At 74.6% G+C, this 15709-nt stretch carries 18 protein-coding genes and 1 riboswitch; of the genes, 14 read left to right on the top strand and 4 right to left on the bottom strand.

What is annotated here, in order from left to right:
• Positions 1–24 precede the first annotated feature (24 nt).
• Both PH191_RS11370 and PH191_RS11375 read right to left on the bottom strand, forming a co-directional pair.
• Entirely contained in the window at positions 25–795 is a 771-nt protein-coding gene (locus PH191_RS11370) for a methylated-DNA--[protein]-cysteine S-methyltransferase (RefSeq protein WP_274194727.1), read from the bottom strand.
• Positions 792–1361, bottom strand: a complete 570-nt coding sequence (locus tag PH191_RS11375; protein WP_274194728.1) for an RNA polymerase sigma factor — start codon at positions 1359–1361, stop codon at positions 792–794. Before PH191_RS11375 ends, PH191_RS11370 begins: the two co-directional genes overlap by 4 nt.
• Before the next feature lie 87 nt (positions 1362–1448).
• Between PH191_RS11375 and PH191_RS11380 the strand changes: the two genes are divergently transcribed.
• Genes PH191_RS11380 through PH191_RS11390 form a run of 3 tightly spaced genes read left to right on the top strand, consistent with a single transcriptional unit; the run spans position 1449 to position 3029 of the window.
• On the top strand, positions 1449–1805 hold the full coding sequence (locus PH191_RS11380) for a VOC family protein (protein WP_274194729.1): 357 nt from the start codon (positions 1449–1451) through the stop codon (positions 1803–1805).
• A gap of 19 nt (positions 1806–1824) precedes the next feature.
• A complete protein-coding gene (locus PH191_RS11385; RefSeq protein ID WP_274194730.1) occupies positions 1825–2556 on the top strand; it encodes an SDR family oxidoreductase in 732 nt (243 codons plus the stop codon).
• Between the two features lie 14 nt (positions 2557–2570).
• The gene (locus tag PH191_RS11390; protein WP_274194731.1) at positions 2571–3029 is read left to right on the top strand and encodes a GatB/YqeY domain-containing protein; all 459 of its coding nucleotides are present in this window, start codon (positions 2571–2573) and stop codon (positions 3027–3029) included.
• A 148-nt stretch (positions 3030–3177) separates the two neighbouring features.
• On the opposite strand, the gene PH191_RS11395 is transcribed toward PH191_RS11390, so the two are convergent.
• Positions 3178–3948: a sulfite exporter TauE/SafE family protein gene (locus PH191_RS11395; RefSeq protein WP_420791794.1), complete on the bottom strand. Its 771-nt coding sequence runs from the start codon at positions 3946–3948 to the stop codon at positions 3178–3180.
• 28 nt (positions 3949–3976) lie between these two features.
• Here PH191_RS11395 and PH191_RS11400 point away from each other — a divergent pair, with 28 nt between their 5' ends.
• From PH191_RS11400 to selD, 3 genes are all read left to right on the top strand, one after another.
• A complete protein-coding gene (locus tag PH191_RS11400; RefSeq protein ID WP_274194732.1) occupies positions 3977–4210 on the top strand; it encodes an RNA-binding S4 domain-containing protein in 234 nt (77 codons plus the stop codon).
• 393 nt (positions 4211–4603) lie between these two features.
• Complete coding sequence (locus PH191_RS11405; protein ID WP_274194733.1) at positions 4604–5302, top strand: DUF742 domain-containing protein; 699 nt, start codon at positions 4604–4606, stop codon at positions 5300–5302.
• A 10-nt stretch (positions 5303–5312) separates the two neighbouring features.
• Positions 5313–6329, top strand: coding sequence for a selenide, water dikinase SelD (gene selD / locus PH191_RS11410; protein WP_274194734.1), 1017 nt, complete (start codon positions 5313–5315; stop codon positions 6327–6329).
• Between the two features lie 28 nt (positions 6330–6357).
• On the opposite strand, the gene PH191_RS11415 is transcribed toward selD, so the two are convergent.
• Entirely contained in the window at positions 6358–7497 is a 1140-nt protein-coding gene (locus PH191_RS11415; protein WP_274194735.1) for a glycosyltransferase family 9 protein, read from the bottom strand.
• A gap of 24 nt (positions 7498–7521) precedes the next feature.
• Between PH191_RS11415 and PH191_RS11420 the strand changes: the two genes are divergently transcribed.
• The 8 genes from PH191_RS11420 to gcvP all read left to right on the top strand — a co-directional run bounded on the left by PH191_RS11420 (position 7522) and on the right by gcvP (position 15681).
• On the top strand, positions 7522–8271 hold the full coding sequence (locus tag PH191_RS11420; RefSeq protein ID WP_274194736.1) for an SDR family oxidoreductase: 750 nt from the start codon (positions 7522–7524) through the stop codon (positions 8269–8271).
• Positions 8272–8310: 39 nt separating this feature from the next.
• Entirely contained in the window at positions 8311–8889 is a 579-nt protein-coding gene (gene clsA / locus PH191_RS11425; RefSeq protein WP_274194737.1) for a cardiolipin synthase ClsA, read from the top strand.
• Between the two features lie 107 nt (positions 8890–8996).
• Positions 8997–9386, top strand: a complete 390-nt coding sequence (gcvH, locus tag PH191_RS11430; RefSeq protein WP_274194738.1) for a glycine cleavage system protein GcvH — start codon at positions 8997–8999, stop codon at positions 9384–9386.
• A 257-nt stretch (positions 9387–9643) separates the two neighbouring features.
• Positions 9644–10111, top strand: a complete 468-nt coding sequence (garA, locus tag PH191_RS11435; protein ID WP_274194739.1) for a glycogen accumulation regulator GarA — start codon at positions 9644–9646, stop codon at positions 10109–10111.
• Between the two features lie 50 nt (positions 10112–10161).
• Positions 10162–10980, top strand: a complete 819-nt coding sequence (locus PH191_RS11440; protein WP_476293931.1) for a MerR family transcriptional regulator — start codon at positions 10162–10164, stop codon at positions 10978–10980.
• Positions 10981–11115: 135 nt separating this feature from the next.
• Complete coding sequence (locus PH191_RS11445) at positions 11116–11589, top strand: bifunctional nuclease family protein (RefSeq protein WP_133828637.1); 474 nt, start codon at positions 11116–11118, stop codon at positions 11587–11589.
• Positions 11590–11711: 122 nt separating this feature from the next.
• Entirely contained in the window at positions 11712–12326 is a 615-nt protein-coding gene (locus PH191_RS11450; RefSeq protein WP_420791795.1) for a MerR family transcriptional regulator, read from the top strand.
• A 76-nt stretch (positions 12327–12402) separates the two neighbouring features.
• Positions 12403–12507, top strand: a riboswitch (glycine riboswitch).
• A 207-nt stretch (positions 12508–12714) separates the two neighbouring features.
• A complete protein-coding gene (gcvP, locus tag PH191_RS11455; protein ID WP_274194741.1) occupies positions 12715–15681 on the top strand; it encodes an aminomethyl-transferring glycine dehydrogenase in 2967 nt (988 codons plus the stop codon).
• The last annotated feature ends 28 nt before the right edge of the window (positions 15682–15709 follow it).

Here is a 15709-nt window from a genome sequence, read left to right on the forward strand (position 1 = left end):
GCGGTTATTTTCCCTCACGGGGGGTCAGGGGCGGCAGTCGCGGCAGGGGCGGTAGCCGGCGGCGCGGGCCCGGTCGAGGCTCGCGAACCCGTGGCGGTGGACGTCTGTGATCCGGCGCGCGTGGTGGCACGACGGGAAGCAGACGACGCCGGTGGTGTCGCTGCCGACCAGGCGGGTGCCCGCGGCGGCGAGGTCGGCCACCCGGTCGAGGTCCAGGCCCTCGCCCGCCAGCAGCGTCGCCTTGTCCCCGGCGCCGGAGAGGTACTGCCCGAGGCCGCCGTCGCCCCGCACCACGCGGTGGCAGGGGATGAGCAGCGGGACCGGGTTGCGGGCGAGCGCCGTGCCGACCGCCCGCACGGCCTTCGGGTGCCCGGCCTCGCGGGCCACCCAGCCGTAGGGGCGGATCTGGCCCGCCGGGATGCGCGCCGTCGCGGCGAGGACCTTGCGCGCGAACTCGCCGACGTCGGTGAGGTCGAGCTCCGGGGGCCCGCCGGTCCCGCGCAGGGCGGGCAGCAGACCCCGGGGCGGGCGTGTCGCCGGGCGCACCGGGCGGCCGTGGCGCGTCCGGTACTCCTCGAGGAAGACCTCCAGGTCGCCCGCGTGGGCGGCGGTCCGGACGAGGCGCACCCCGCCGGCGCCGGCGACGGCGTACACCTCGCCGAGCGGGCTCGGCGCGCGCACCCAGCCGTCGACCACGCGGTCCGCGAGGGTCGCGGGCGCCGGCTCCGCGAGGTCGCGCAGGGAGGCCAGCAGGGGGTCGGGGGTCGGGCGGTCGGCGGTCGGGGCGTCGGTCATGCCGTCTCCTCGGTGGTGTCGGCGGTCAGGCGGATCCGGAGCGCCGCGAGCCCGCGGGCGGCGTGCGACCGGGCGGTGCCCTCGCTGCAGGCGAGGACGGCGGCCACCTCGGCGACGGGCAGGTCGACGACGTGGCGCAGCACCACCGCGGTGCGCTGGGCGACCGGCAGCTCGGCGAGCAGGCCCGCCAGCCGGTCGCCGAGGTCGCCGGTCTCGGCGCGCTCGGCCGGCCCGGGGGCCGCGCTCGCGCGGTCGGGCACGGGGTCGACGCCGTCGGTCCGGGGCCGGCGGGCGGCGTCGCGACGGTCGTTGCGGGCGGTGTTGAGCAGGATGGTCAGGAGCCAGGGCCGCAGGGTCAGGCCCTCGATGCGCTCCGGGGTGTAGCCGCGCAGGGCGCGGTAGGCCCGCAGGAGCGCCTCGGCGGCGAGGTCCTCGGCGTCGGCCGCGCGGTCGGAGGTCCGCCGCGCGACCGCGTGCACCACGTCGCCGTGGGCGCGCACCACCGCCTCGAACCCCGCGTCGAGGTCCTCGACCAGCGCGGTGCGCAGCTGCTCGTCGTCCGCCACGTCCAGGAGAACACCAGACCGCCGGGATCCGTGGCGGGTCGGATTCGTCCAAGCCGTCGACGCCCCCGGGACGGCAGGCTGCCGGACATGACCCCGACCGTGCGTCGCATCGTCGCCAACCTCGCCGTCGCCGACCCCGCCGCCGACGCCCCTTTCTGGACCGGCCTGCTCGGGCTCGACACCCCGATGGACATGGGCTGGGTCGTCAACCACAGCGCGGGCACCGCCCAGGTGCAGCTCATCAGCCGCGATGCCACCTCCCCGGAGGACAGCCGCGTCTCGGTCGAGGTCAACGACCTCGCGACGCTGCAGTCGGTCCACGACGGTGCGGTGGCGGCCGGGTACGAGATCGTCCACCCGCTCACCGACGAGCCGTGGGGCGTGCGCCGGTTCTTCGTTCGCACGCCGCAGGGCGTGGTGGTGAACGTGCTCGCCCACCGGTGACCTGACAGGCTCCCGCCCCATGCGGACCTTGATCACCGGAGCGAGCGCGGGCCTGGGCGAGGGCATGGCCCGCGAGCTCGCCGCGCGCGGACACGACCTCGCCCTCGTCGCCCGGCGTCTCGACCGGCTCGAGGCCCTGCGCGACGAGCTCGCGCCCACCGGGGTCCGGATCGTCGTCGCCACGCTCGACGTCGACGACCACGACGCCGTCTTCACGACGTTCCGGGCGATGCGCGACGAGCTCGGCGGCCTCGACCGCGTGATCGTCAACGCCGGGGTGGGCAAGGGCGCGCCGATCGGTACCGGGCGTTTCGACGCCAACCTGGCGACGGCTCAGACCAACTTCGTCGCCGCGCTCGCGCAGTGCGAGGCGGCGATGGAGATCTTCCGCGCGCAGAACGCCGGGCACCTCGTCGTGGTCTCGTCGGTGGCCGCCGATCGCGGCCTGCAGGGTGCCCAGACGACCTACGCGGCGACCAAGGCCGCGCTCTCGCACCTCGCCGAGGGCATCCGGGTGGACGTCGCGGACACGCCGATCCGGGTGACGACGCTGGCGCCCGGCTACATCCGCACCGAGCTCAACGGGGGGATGAGCCGGCCCTTCTCCGTGGACGCGGCGACCGGCACGAAGGCGATGGCGGACGCGATCGAGAAGGCGCCTGCCTTCGCCTACGTGCCGACGTGGCCGTGGGCGATCCTCGGGCGGGTGCTGCGGGTGATGCCGACGCCGATTCTCCGTCGCCTCACGTGACTACGGTGGTCCGCGTGTCCGAGCTGAAGGAACGACTGCGCACCGACCTCACCACCGCGATGAAGGCCCGGGACCAGGTCCGGGTCTCGACGATCCGGATGGCGCTGTCGGCGATCAACACCGAGGAGGTCGCGGGCGAGGCGCACCGCGAGCTCACCGACGACGAGGTGATCACCGTCCTCGGGCGCGAGTCGAAGAAGCGCCGGGAGTCCGCCGAGGCGTTCGACGGCGCGGGCCGCACGGAGCTCGCCGAGCGCGAGCGCGCCGAGCAGCTCGTGCTGGCCGACTACCTGCCCGCCCAGCTCTCCGACGACGACCTCACCGCGATCGTCGCGGCGGCCATCGCCGAGACCGGCGCGCAGGGCCCGAAGCAGATGGGCGTGGTGATGAAGGTCGTCCAGCCCAGGGTGGCCGGCCAGGCCGACGGCCGGCGCGTGTCCGGCGAGGTGAAGCGCCAGCTGAGCGGCTCGTGAGGTCCGCGCTCGTCACCGGCGGCGGCACCGGCATCGGCCGCGCCTGCAGCCTCGCCCTGGTGTAGCTCGCTCGCGAGTGGGGAGCGAGGGACGCCCCACCTGCGTGGGACGCACTCGAGGTGACCCTCGCTCCATCACCCCCCGCGCGTCACGGCGTCGTCAGGGCCCGCTGCAGCAGGACGCCGGCGAGGACCAGTCCCGCGACGGCGATGCCGATGCGCAGCACCGTCGGCGGGAGGCGGCGGGCGATCGCGGGGCCGCAGTAGTTGCCGACGAGCAGCCCGCAGGTCAACGGCAGCGCCGCCGACCAGGCGACCTCGCCGACGACGGCGAAGGCGATCGCGGCGACGGCGTTGGACGCGCCGAGCAGCACGTTCTTCACCGCGTTGACGCGCACGAGCGAGTCGGCGAGGGCGCGCACGAGCAGGGCCATCATGACGACGCCCGCGGCGGCGCCGAAGTAGCCGCTGTAGACGCCCACCGCGACGACGCCGACGACGGTCGCGGCGCGTCCGCCGCGCGTCGCCACCGGGGCCGCGTCGATCCGCGGGGGCCAGAGCAGCACGAGCGAGGCGCCGGCGACGAGGAACGGGACGATGAGGGCGAAGGCGTCGGAGGGTGTCAGGAGCACGAGGCCGGCGCCGACGGCCCCGCCCAGGATCGTCAGTGGCAGCAGGCGCAGGACGCGGGGCGCCTGGCCGCGCAGCTCGGGGCGGGAGCCCAGCATCGAGCCGACGCTGCTGACCGCGAGGGCGATGGTGTTGGTCTGGTTGGCCGCCACGGGGGAGAGGCCGATCGCCAGCAGCGCCGGGTAGGAGAACAGCGACGCGAGCCCGGCCATCGACCCGGTGAGCCCGGCGCCCAGCCCCGCGACCACCAGCAGCACGACGTCCATCGCGCGCCATCCCACCACCGGCACGCACGCACCGCCCGGCACACTCGAGGGCGTGGAGCGCCCGCCCGTCCGTGACGTCGACATCCGCGACGAGGGGATCCGCCTCGGTCAGCTCCTGAAGCTCGCCGGTCTCGTCGAGCACGGCGCGGCGGCACGGGAGGTGCTCGAGGCCGGCGAGGTCACGGTCAACGGCCGGAGCGAGACCCGGCGCGGCCGGCAGATCGCGCCCGGGGACGTCGTGGCCCTCGCGGGGGAGCGGATCCGGGTGCGTCGGGCGGACGGTTGATGAGTACAAACAACGAGACTCGGGGTCGACGTCCCGGCGAACCGGGTGGAACGACGACGACCCCGAGTCTCGGTGGGAACAGCCCCACGGAGAGAGGTCAAGGTGGGGCTGAGCAGTAGCTTAGCGCCCCCACCCGAGCCCGTCGTCGCTGGACACGGCGGCCGATCCGGTTGACATCGGGTCGTCCTGCGGCCGTGATCCTGCCGTCACCGTGTGACCGGGACATCACGTTCGGTCACCTCTCGCGCTGCGGTCCGGGCAGAGCGTGTGATCGGAGGAGAGACCTGCTCTATCGTGGCTCCCGCCCTCGCGTCATGGTCACCATCCCGGCCGCCGCGCGAGGCGGCTCGGCCGGTGGGATACGCCGATCGGGTCCACCGAGGGGAGCGGAGCGTGAGCGAGGGCGACGGCACCGACCGGCCGCGCCGTCGCGCGCGCGTCGGTCGCACCGGCGCCCGCTTCCCGCGCGCGATCGTCCAGGACGACCCCGAGGACCAGGGCCCGGTCTCGGAGCCCCTGCCCGTCCAGGAGGCCGCCCCCGAGGCCACGCCCGAGGACTCCACCCTCGGACGCACCGGGGCCCGGTTCGGCTCGCAGGGCCGCCGCGCCCGCCGGGCGGCCGAGCGCGAGGCGGCCGAGGACGCGGCGGTGCCCGCCCAGGCCGCGCCGCCGCTGCGCCGTTCGGCGGTGTCGCCGGGGCCCGAGGCCGACGACGCCCCGACCCTGCCGCTGTTCATCACCGCGACCCCGCCGCCGGAGAGCACGCGCACCCGCGTGCGCCCGTACGTCCGCACCGGCGGGCGCACGAAGGCGCGCGCCGACCTGGCCGTCGAGACCCTCGTGTCCATCCCCTCGCCGCGCCCGCCGCTGGAGGACCCCGAGCACGTGGCGCTCGGCGACGTGGTCGGCGACCCACGCTCGGTCGCCGAGGTCGCCGCCCTGCTCTCGGTGCCGCTCGGCGTCGCCCGGGTGATCATCGACGACATGGCGGGCGCGGGCCTGCTGCTCGTGCACCCGCGGGCCGTCGCCGCCTCGGGCGCCCCGTCCCGCGACATCATGGCGCGCGTGCTGGAGGGTCTGCACAGGTTGTAGAACGGGGGGCATGACCGCGACGTCCCCTGTCACGCGCCTCACCGGCTACGCCCACGGCGGCGGCTGCGCCTGCAAGATCCCGCCCGGCGAGCTCGAGGACGTGGTGCGCGGGCTGATGCCGTCGCCGTCGACGACGCGTGAGGGCGAGCTCCTCGTCGGGCTCGAGGACGGCGACGACGCCGCGGCCGTGCGGATCCGCGACGGCCTCGCGCTGATCGCGACCACCGACTTCTTCACCCCCGTCGTCGACGACCCCTACGACTGGGGACGCATCGCGGCGGCCAACGCCCTCTCCGACGTCTACGCCATGGGCGGGCGCCCGGTGATCGCGCTGAACCTGCTGTGCTGGCCGCGCGAGGTGCTGCCCTACGACCTCGCCGCCGAGGTCCTGCGCGGCGGCCTGGCGGTGGCCGACCTCGCCGGCTGTCACGTCGCCGGCGGGCACTCGGTGGACGACCCGGAGCCCAAGTACGGCATGGCGGTCACCGGGATCGCCGACCCCGAGGCGCTGATCCGCAACGACGCCGCCCGCCCGGGCACGCCGCTGACGCTGACCAAGCCGCTCGGCCTCGGCGTGCTCAACAACCGGCACAAGGCCACCGGCGAGTCGTTCGCGGCGGCCGTCGAGGTGATGACCACGCTCAACGCCGAGGCCTCACGGGCCGCCGTGGCCGCGGGCATCCGGGCGGGCACCGACATCACCGGCTTCGGCCTGCTCGGCCACGCCCACAAGCTCGCGCGGGCGTCCGGGGTCACCGCGGTGATCGACAGCAGCGCCGTGCCGTTCCTCGACGGCGCCCGCGAGGCCGCCCGCGACGGCTACGTGCCCGGCGGCTCGCGGCGCAACCTCGACTGGGTGCGCCCGCACGCGCGCCTCGACCTCGTGGACACCGACGAGACCATGGCCCTGCTGCTCGCCGACGCCCAGACCTCCGGCGGCCTGCTGCTCGCCGGCGAGATCCCCGGCCACCCCGTGATCGGCGAGATCGTCGCCGCGCAGGAGGGGACGACGCTCCGCGTCACGTGAGTGATCCGGGTCGTCCTGACGACCCGGATCACTCACGTGCGGAGCATCCCCATCGGCGTGCTCCCTCTGATTGCTCCCAGAGGTCGAGCGCGGCCTCGCGGACCTCGGCGACGTCGACGTCGTGGGTCGCGCTCTGCTCGTGCCCGCACCAGCCGTCGAGCACCCGCATCCCGCACACCCGGCACCCGCCGTGCCACGAGACGAGCACGCGGTGCCAGACGCGGGTCAGCGGCGCCACGTCCGCGAGGTTCGCGTAGGTGAAGACGGCGACGGTCGGGGTGCCGACGGCGCCCGCGAGGTGCCGCGGCCCCGAGTCGTTGCCGAGCACCAGTGTCGCGCGCGACAGCAGCCCGACCAGGCCCGGCAGGTCGAGCGTGCCCACGGCCGTCTCGGGGGTCGAGCGCATGCCCGAGACGACGCGGGCGACCCGCTCGGCCTCCGAGGGCCCGCCCGCGACGACCACCCGGGCGCCGCGGTCGGCGAGGTCCTGGGCGATCGCCCCGAGGCGCTCCTCGGGGTAGCAGCGCCGGGCGTCGGTGGCGCCGGGGTGGACGACGAGCAGCGGCGCGTCGCCGGCCGGCACCACCGCGCGCGAGGACGCCAGGTCCTCGGCGGTGACCTCGACGCACGGCTCCACCCGGGTCGGCGTGGCGCCGGCCGCGGCGGCCACCTCGAGCCAGCGCACGGTGTCGTGCTGGAAGGGCCAGTACGGCACCCAGCGGTCGGGGCGCGGCGCATCCGGGGTCGCCGACCCCGCCGTCACGCGGGCGCCCAGCCGCAGCAGCAGCGCGTTGGAGTTCCGCCCGCCGCCGTGCATCTGGACCGCGAGGTCGTAGCCGTAGGCCCGCTGCTCGGCGGCCCAGGCCTCGATCTCGTCCTCGCTCGCGTCCGGGTCGGGACCGACCCGCACGCCGGGCATCAGGGGCACGGTGACGACCCGGTCGACCGGCGAGGGCCTGCCCGTGAGCAGCCCGACGTGGTGCTGGGCGCCGAGCAGCGTCACCTCGGCGTCGGGGTAGGTGGCGCGCAGGGCGGCGAGCGCGGGCTCGGCGACGACGTAGTCGCCGAGGCCGTTGGCCCGCAGCACCGCGAGGCGCCGGACGTCGGGGACCGGGGGAGCGGGCTGAGCCGGCAGGCCCAGAGCGGGGCCGCTGGCGGGAGCGATCACGCCGCGACACCTTACGGTCGGGGGATGAGCAGCGAGCAGCGAGCAGCGGTGGTGACCGGATCGGGCAGCGGGATCGGCCGGGCGATCGTCGAGCGGTTGACGAACGACGGCTGGTCGGTCCTGGGGGTGGACCTCAAAGTTGACGAGACCCTCCCCGGCCCCTCCCTCGCTGCCGACCTCACCACCCGCGAGGGCAACCGCGCCGCGATCGACACGGCCCTCGAGCAGTTCGGCCGCCTCGACCTCGTCGTGCCCAACGCCGGGTTCCAGCACGTCTCGCCGGTGGCCGACTTCGACGAGGACCGCTGGGACGCCCTCCAGGCGATCCTGCTGACCAGCCCGTTCCTGCTGGCCAAGTACGCGTGGGAGGCCCTGCGCGCGGCCCCGGAGGGCGGGCGCTTCGTCGCGATCGCCTCGGCGCACGCCCTGGCCGCCTCGCCGTACAAGGCGGGCTACGTCTCGGCGAAGCACGGCGTCCTCGGGCTGGTGAAGACCCTCGCGCTCGAGGGCGCCGAGGACCGGATCACCGCCACCGCCGTCTGCCCCGGCTACGTACGCACCCCGCTGGTCGAGAAGCAGATCGCCGACCAGGCCCGCGCGCACGGGATCAGCGAGGACCGGGTGATCGAGGAGGTCATCCTCACCCCGCACGCCCGCAAGCGGCTGATCGAGCCCTCCGAGGTGGCCGACGTGGTCGCGTTCCTGCAGACCCCGGCCGGGTCCACCTTCACCGGATCCCCGGTGACGATGGACATGGGCTGGACGGCGCGCTGACCCTGCTGCGCCCGGAGGGTCCGGGGGATACTCGCCGCCGTGACCCTCCGCGAGCTCGCCGGCGAGCGCTGGCTCACCGTGCCCAACGCGCTGAGCTTCGTGCGCCTGCTCGGGGTGCCGCTGTTCCTCTGGCTGCTGCTGGGTCCGCAGGCCGACGGCTGGGCGCTCGTCGTCCTGGTGGCCAGCGGCATCACCGACTGGCTCGACGGGCGGATCGCGCGCGCCCTCGACCAGTACAGCCGCCTCGGCGAGCTGCTCGACCCGCTGGCCGACCGGCTCTACACCGTGGCGACGCTGGTCGCGTTCCTCATCCGCGGGATCGTGCCGTGGTGGGTACTCGTCCTGATCATCGGCCGTGACGTCGTCGTCTCGCTCGCGCTGCCGCTGCTGCGACGCAAGGGCTACCTGGCCTTCCCGGTGCTCTACATCGGCAAGGCCGCGACGCTCAACCTGCTCTACGCGTTCCCCCTGCTGCTGCTCGCGCAGATGGACTGGCCCGGCGCCGACATCGCCCGCCCGTTCGCCTACGCCTTCACGGTGTGGGGGGTCGCCCTGCACCTGTGGTCGGGCGCGCTCTACCTCGTCCAACTCGTCCGGTCACCGGTCGCGACGGCGTGACGTGCACGGTCCCGGCTTGGCCCGCCGGTGCCCGGCGCTCTAGCCTGCCGCCGCCCGGGGAGAACCCGGGCCGGACCGAGCACAACCCCTGACGTGAGGAGTCGCCGGTGGTCCCCGAGGGCCTGCGCTACACCGCCGAGCACGAGTGGATCACCTCGAGCGAGGCCGACCCGTCGGTCGTCCGTGTCGGCATCACCGACTACGCCCAGGACCAGCTCGGTGACGTCGTGTACGTCCAGCTGCCCTCGGTGGGGGCGACGGTGTCCTCCGGCGAGTCCGTCGCCGAGGTCGAGTCCACCAAGTCGGTCTCCGAGATCTACGCCCCGCTCGACGGCGAGGTCACCGCGGTCAACGACGGGCTGGCGGACACCCCGGAGCTCATCAACTCCGATCCGTACGGCTCGGGCTGGATGATGGAGCTGCGCCTGCCCGACCCGCGCGCCCTCGAGGACCTGCTCGACGCGGCCGCCTACCAGGAGATCGTCGACGGCTCCTGACCATCCGCGGGCCCTCGTTCGGGGACCCCGGACGGTCGCCACCGTTGACGCTCCGCCACGGCACGCGGACTCTCGCTCACGGTGGGTGGGGAGGGCCTCGACCCCGTGGCGGGGACCGGTACCGTGACGGCCACCTCGCGACGATCCGTCACCGAGGCCGGGGACGGGGCCCCCTTCCAGGGTCCCGGAGCCGGCCGGGGACGGGCGGGACACCTCGATCGATCACGAGACCGAGCACGACACGACGGAGGAGCACGGTGAGCACAGGCGGTCCCCCGGTCCCCCCCGAGCGTCAGGGCGAGACGACGTCGGTCTTCCGGGCCGACTTCCTGGCCGAGCCCGAGACCGAGTCCCGCGGCGCTCCGGTGTCCGGGGTCGACGCGCTGCCCGCGGGCTCCGCGCTGCTGGTGGTCAAGCGCGGCCCCAACGCCGGGTCGCGCTTCCTCCTCGACCGGGACACCACGAGCGCGGGTCGGCACCCCGACTCGGACATCTTCCTCGACGACGTCACCGTCTCCCGCCGGCACGCGGAGTTCCGCCGCGACGGCGCGGAGTTCGTGGTGGTGGACGTCGGCAGCCTCAACGGCACGTACGTCAACCGCGAGCCCGTGGACACCGCGGTGCTCGCCAACGGCGACGAGGTGCAGATCGGCAAGTTCCGCCTCGTCTTCCTCACCGGTCCCCGTGACGGCGGGTCGGCCGGGGCGGGGGCGGGGCTGGAGTGACCGCGGCCGGGCTGTCCGAGCCTGGGGGATCCCCCCTCTCGATCGGCTCGGTGCTCGACGCGCTGCGTGCCGACTTCCCGGAGATCACGATCTCCAAGATCCGGTTCCTCGAGTCCGAGGGCCTGATCCGTCCGGCGCGCACCCCGGCGGGCTACCGGCAGTTCTCGCACGCCGACGTCGTGCGCCTGCGGTTCGTGCTGTCCGCGCAGCGCGACCACTACCTGCCCCTCAAGGTCATCCGGGCCCGGCTCGACGAGTTCGACCGCAACCCCGTCGACGGCGGCCCGACGCTGCCGGGGGAGACCCCGGGCGGCGCCGACGGTGCGCTCGCGACGGCGGCCCCGCCGGAGTCCGGTGGTCCCGGCCCCGGTGGACCCGGCGGCCCGACCACGCCCTCCGGCCCGAGCGCCGCGGCCACCGCCCGGGTGCGCAGCCTCGCCTCGGTGGCCGACCGCGTCGAGCCCGACGAGGACCCCGACGGCGCCCGCACCGCCCGCGGGGACACCGTGAGCCGCGACGTGATGCTCGCCGAGGACGGCGTGGACGCCTCGCTGCTCGACGGCCTCGAGCACCACGGCATCCTGCGTCCCGACGCCGACGGCCGCTACGAGCCCGAGGACGTCCTGGTGGCGCGCACCGCGGCCTCGCTCGCACGTCTCGGCGTCGAGCCGCGCCTGCTGCGCTCGGCGCGCGCCAGCGCGGACCGCGAGGTCGGCCTGCTCGCCCAGCTCGTCACCCCCGTCGCCCGCAGCCGCGGTCCCGAGGCCGCCCGCCGCGCCGAGGAGCTCTCCGCGGAGCTGGCGGCGCTCTCCGGACGCCTGCACGCGCTGCTCGTCGGGGCGGGTCTGCGCCACGGTCTCAAGCGCTGAACCGGCCCGTCACAGGGGCGTCACACGGCCCCCGCCCCGCTGGGCGACGGAGCCCGCGGAGGCCCTCGCGGACTCGCGCGCAGGGGTTCGCGAGCGTGTAGCGTCTCGATCCGTCGATCGAAGGAGGCGAGCCGCATGAGCGAGATGCGAGTCGTGGGGGTTCGGGTCGAGCTCCCCGCGAACCAGCCGATCCTCCTTCTCCGGGAGGCCGAGGGCGACCGGTACCTGCCGATCTGGATCGGCTCCGTCGAGGCCACGGCCATCGCCCTCGAGCAGCAGGGCGTCAAGCCCGCCCGCCCGCTCACCCACGACCTGCTCAAGGACGTGCTGGGTGCGCTGGACCGCCGGCTCGAGCAGGTCCGGATCATCGACCTGCAGGAGGGCACCTTCTACGCCGAGCTGGTGTTCGACGGTGACATCCGCGTCTCCGCCCGCCCCAGCGACTCGGTGGCCCTCGCCCTGCGGGTCGGGGTGCCGATCCACGCCGAGGAGGGTGTGCTCTCCGAGGCCGGTCTGGTGATCCCGGACGAGCAGGAGGACGAGGTCGAGAAGTTCCGCGAGTTCCTCGACTCCGTGTCCCCGGAGGACTTCCGCGGGGCCGACACGTAACGGTCGTTCGGGGGTCGGTACTCTCACCCTGAAGTCAAGGTCGAGAGTCGCCGCGCGTCGCGTTGACCCCCATCTCCGCCGCTCGTACCGTCGGCGCCACAACGGAACGAGGGAGGCAATCGGTGAGCGGTGGTCAGGACGGCGGACCCGCCGGCCCCGAGCTCGAGCCCCTCGGTCCGGAGGGCGAGCAGGGCTCGCTGTTCGCCGAGGAAGTGTTCGGCGACGGGCCGCCCTCGGGTGACGTCGTCGGGTACCGCGGGCCGGCCGCGTGTCAGATCGTCGGCATCACCTACCGCCAGCTCGACTACTGGGCGCGCACCAAGCTCGTGGTCCCGAGCATCCGCTCCGCGACGGGCTCCGGCTCCCAGCGGCTGTACTCGTTCAAGGACCTCGCGGTGCTCAAGGTGGTCAAGAACCTCCTCGACACCGGCGTCTCGCTGAACAACATCCGCGTCGCCGTCGAGCAGCTGCGCCGCCACGGCGTGCGCGACCTCGCGCGCATCACCCTGTTCTCCGACGGGGTCACCGTCTACGAGTGCACCTCCCCGGAGGAGGTCGTCGACCTGCTGCAGGGCGGCCAGGGCGTCTTCGGGATCGCCGTCGGCGGAGCCATGCGGGAGATCTCCGGCAGCATCGCGCGCTTCCCTGCCGAGCGCGCCGACACCGCCGTCGTCGACCCGTCGCCGGAGGACGAGCTGGCCTCGCGCCGCAACCGCGGAGCCCGCTCCGCCGGCTGACACGCACCGGGTGACACGGGCCACGCGGACCCTGGGTCCGGCCGCCCGACTGCGCTACCCTCATCCCGTCGTACTTGGACACCGCGCGGGAGAGACCTGCACACAGAAGCCTCTGGCCGCAGGCGCCGAAGGAGCAACTCCTCCCCGGAACCTCTCAGGCATCCCAGACCGCGCGGAGGAGACGACCTCTGGAAAGAGGTGATCGGTCCCGGTTCACGCCGGGGTCGACCACCCGCCGATGGTGCAAGCCGAGGGTGAGCCCACCTCACCGGCGAAGCTCTCAGGCGCCCACAGGTGAGTGGGCAGCGGCAGAGGGGGAGGCCGTACGCGACGGACGGCGACGTCCGCGGCGTGCGAGGCCCCTGCTCGCCCTGCCACCGGAGGCGTCATGTCCGCACCGCACGGTTCGCCCGCCCGCTCCTCGTGGGAGTCCGCTCCCCTCGCCGCGCTCGAGCACGGGGTGCCCTTCGCCGACCGGCACATCGGTCCGGACGCCGCGGGCCTCGCGCGGATGCTCGAGACGATCGGCGTCGGCTCGCTGGAGGAGCTCGCCGACACGGCGATGCCCAGCTCGATCCGCACCGACCCGGCCGACTGGTCGGACGACCCCACCGGCCACGCCCCGCCGCCCCCGGCGACCGAGGCCCAGGTGCTCGACGAACTGCGCGGGATGGCCGCGCGGAACACCACGCTGGAGCCGATGCTCGGCCTCGGCTACCACGGCACGCTCACCCCGCCGGTGATCCGACGCAACGTGCTCGAGGACCCGGCCTGGTACACGGCGTACACGCCCTACCAGCCCGAGATCAGCCAGGGTCGCCTCGAGGCCCTGCTCAACTTCCAGACGATGGTCTGCGACCTCACGGGCCTCGACGTCGCGGGCGCCTCGATGCTCGACGAGTCCACCGCCGCGGCCGAGGCGATGCTGCTGCTGCGCCGGGCCGACAAGACGCCGCCACACAAGGACAGGCCTAGCCGGTTCCTCGTCGACGCCGACACGCTGCCCCAGACCGTCGCGGTGCTCGAGACCCGCGCGGAGGCGCTGGGCATCGAGCTGCAGACCGTGGACGTCACGGGGGATCTGACGGCCGACGATTCTCCTCTGGCGAACGACTTCTTCGGCCTCCTGCTCGCCGCCCCCGGCGCGTCCGGGGCGCTGCGCGACCACCGCGCGGTGATCGAGGCCGTGCACGACCGCGGTGCTGCGGTGATCGCCGCCTGCGACCTGCTCGCCGCCACCATGGTCACCCCGCCCGGCGACCTGGGCGCCGACGTCGCGGTCGGCTCCACCCAGCGCTTCGGGGTGCCGCTCGGCTTCGGCGGCCCGCACGCCGGGTTCCTCGCGGTCCGCCAGGGCCTCGCGCGCCAGCTGCCCGGGCGTCTCGTGGGCACGTCCATCGACGCCGACGGCGACCCCGCGCACCGCCTCGCCCTGCAGACCCGCGAGCAGCACATCCGCCGCGACAAGGCCACGAGCAACATCTGCACCGCGCAGGTCCTGCTCGCGGTGATCGCCGCGATGTACGCCGTGCACCACGGGCCGACCGGGCTCCGGACGATCGCGCGGCGCACCCACCGGATGGCCGCCGTCCTGGCGGCCGGCCTGGTCAAGGGCGGCGTCGAGGTGGTGCACCGCGAGTTCTTCGACACCGTGCTGGTGCGCGTGCCCGGCGAGGCCCCGGCCGCCGTCGCCGCCTGCCGCGGCGAGGGCATCCTCGTCCGCGAGGTGGACGCCGACCACGTCGGCATCTCCTGCTCCGAGCGCACGACGCGCGAGCACCTGCGGTCCCTGTGGCGCGCCCTCGGCGCCGGCGACCTCAACGTCTCGGACCTCGACGCCGCCACCGCCGACGCCGTGCCGGCCTCGCTCGAGCGGACGTCGTCGTACCTCACGCACCCGGTGTTCCACCGCCACCGCAGCGAGACCGCGCTGCTGCGCTACCTGCGCGAGCTCTCCGACAAGGACGTCGCGCTCGACCGCAGCATGATCCCGCTGGGCAGCTGCACGATGAAGCTCAACGCCACCGCCGAGATGGAGCCGATCACCTACCCCGGGTTCGGCGACCTGCACCCGTTCGCGCCGGAGTCCGACGCGCCGGGGATGCTCCAGGTGATCACGGACCTCGAGGACTGGCTGGTGCACCTCACCGGCTACCACGCGGTCTCGCTGCAGCCCAACGCCGGCTCGCAGGGCGAGCTCGCCGGCCTGCTGGCCATCCGCGCCTACCACCGCTCGCGGGGCGACGAGCACCGCGACGTGTGCCTCATCCCGTCGTCGGCGCACGGCACGAACGCCGCGTCCGCGATCTCGGCGGGCATGCGGGTCAAGGTCGTGAAGACCACCGACCGCGGCGACGTCGACGTCGAGGACCTGGAGAAGGTCATCGGGGAGAACGCCGACACGCTCGCGGCGATCATGATCACCTACCCGTCGACGCACGGGGTCTACGAGCCGCGCGTGCGCAAGGTCTGCGCGGCCGTGCACGACGCCGGCGGGCAGGTCTACGTCGACGGCGCCAACCTCAACGCCCTGGTCGGGCTCGCCCGCCCCGGTCGCTTCGGCGCCGACGTCAGCCACCTGAACCTGCACAAGACCTTCTGCATCCCGCACGGCGGCGGGGGCCCCGGCGTCGGCCCCGTCGGCGTGGTCGAGCACCTCGCGCCGTTCCTGCCGAACCACCCGGCCCAGCCGTCGGCGGGACCCGAGACCGGGATCGGCCCCGTCGCCGGCGCACCCTGGGGCTCGGCGTCGATCCTGCCGATCTCCTGGGCCTACGTCCGGCTCATGGGTGTCGACGGACTGCGCCGCGCGACGCTGACCGCCGTGGCCGCGGCCAACTACGTCGCGAAGCGCCTGGACGAGCACTTCCCGGTGCTCTACACCGGCCCGGGCGGCATGGTCGCCCACGAGTGCATCCTCGACCTGCGCCCGCTGACCAAGGCGTCGGGCATCACGGTCGACGACGTCGCCAAGCGCCTCGCCGACTACGGCTTCCACGCGCCGACGATGTCGTTCCCCGTGGCCGGGACGCTCATGGTCGAGCCGACCGAGTCCGAGGACCTCGCCGAGATCGACCGGTTCATCGACGCGATGATCGCCATCCGCGGCGAGATCGCCCGTGTCGAGTCGGGGGAGTGGCCGGCGGACGACAACCCGCTGGTCCACGCGCCCTTCACCGCCCGCTCGGTGCTGGGCGGGGCGTGGGACCACGCCTACTCCCGCGAGGAGGCGGCCTTCCCGGCCGGCGGGCGCCCGACGAAGATCTGGCCCCCGGTGCGGCGCATCGACGCCGCCCACGGCGACCGGCACCTCGTCTGCTCCTGCCCGCCGCTGGAGGAGCTCGCCGAGTCCTAGCACGTGCCAGCGGCGGACCGTCGCAGAC

The organism is Actinomycetospora callitridis (assembly GCF_028737265.1).
GTDB lineage: Bacteria > Actinomycetota > Actinomycetes > Mycobacteriales > Pseudonocardiaceae > Actinomycetospora > Actinomycetospora callitridis.

What these genes read in the sequence shown, in the direction of transcription:
- PH191_RS11370 (WP_274194727.1), bottom strand. Translation starts at nt 795, where the DNA reads ATGACCGACGCCCCGACCGCCGACCGCCCGACCCCCGACCCCCTGCTG.
- PH191_RS11380 (WP_274194729.1), top strand. Translation starts at nt 1,449, where the DNA reads ATGACCCCGACCGTGCGTCGCATCGTCGCCAACCTCGCCGTCGCCGAC.
- PH191_RS11385 (WP_274194730.1), top strand. Translation starts at nt 1,825, where the DNA reads ATGCGGACCTTGATCACCGGAGCGAGCGCGGGCCTGGGCGAGGGCATG.
- selD (WP_274194734.1), top strand. Translation starts at nt 5,313, where the DNA reads ATGACCGCGACGTCCCCTGTCACGCGCCTCACCGGCTACGCCCACGGC.
- PH191_RS11420 (WP_274194736.1), top strand. Translation starts at nt 7,522, where the DNA reads ATGAGCAGCGAGCAGCGAGCAGCGGTGGTGACCGGATCGGGCAGCGGG.
- PH191_RS11445 (WP_133828637.1), top strand. Translation starts at nt 11,116, where the DNA reads ATGAGCGAGATGCGAGTCGTGGGGGTTCGGGTCGAGCTCCCCGCGAAC.
- gcvP (WP_274194741.1), top strand. Translation starts at nt 12,715, where the DNA reads ATGTCCGCACCGCACGGTTCGCCCGCCCGCTCCTCGTGGGAGTCCGCT.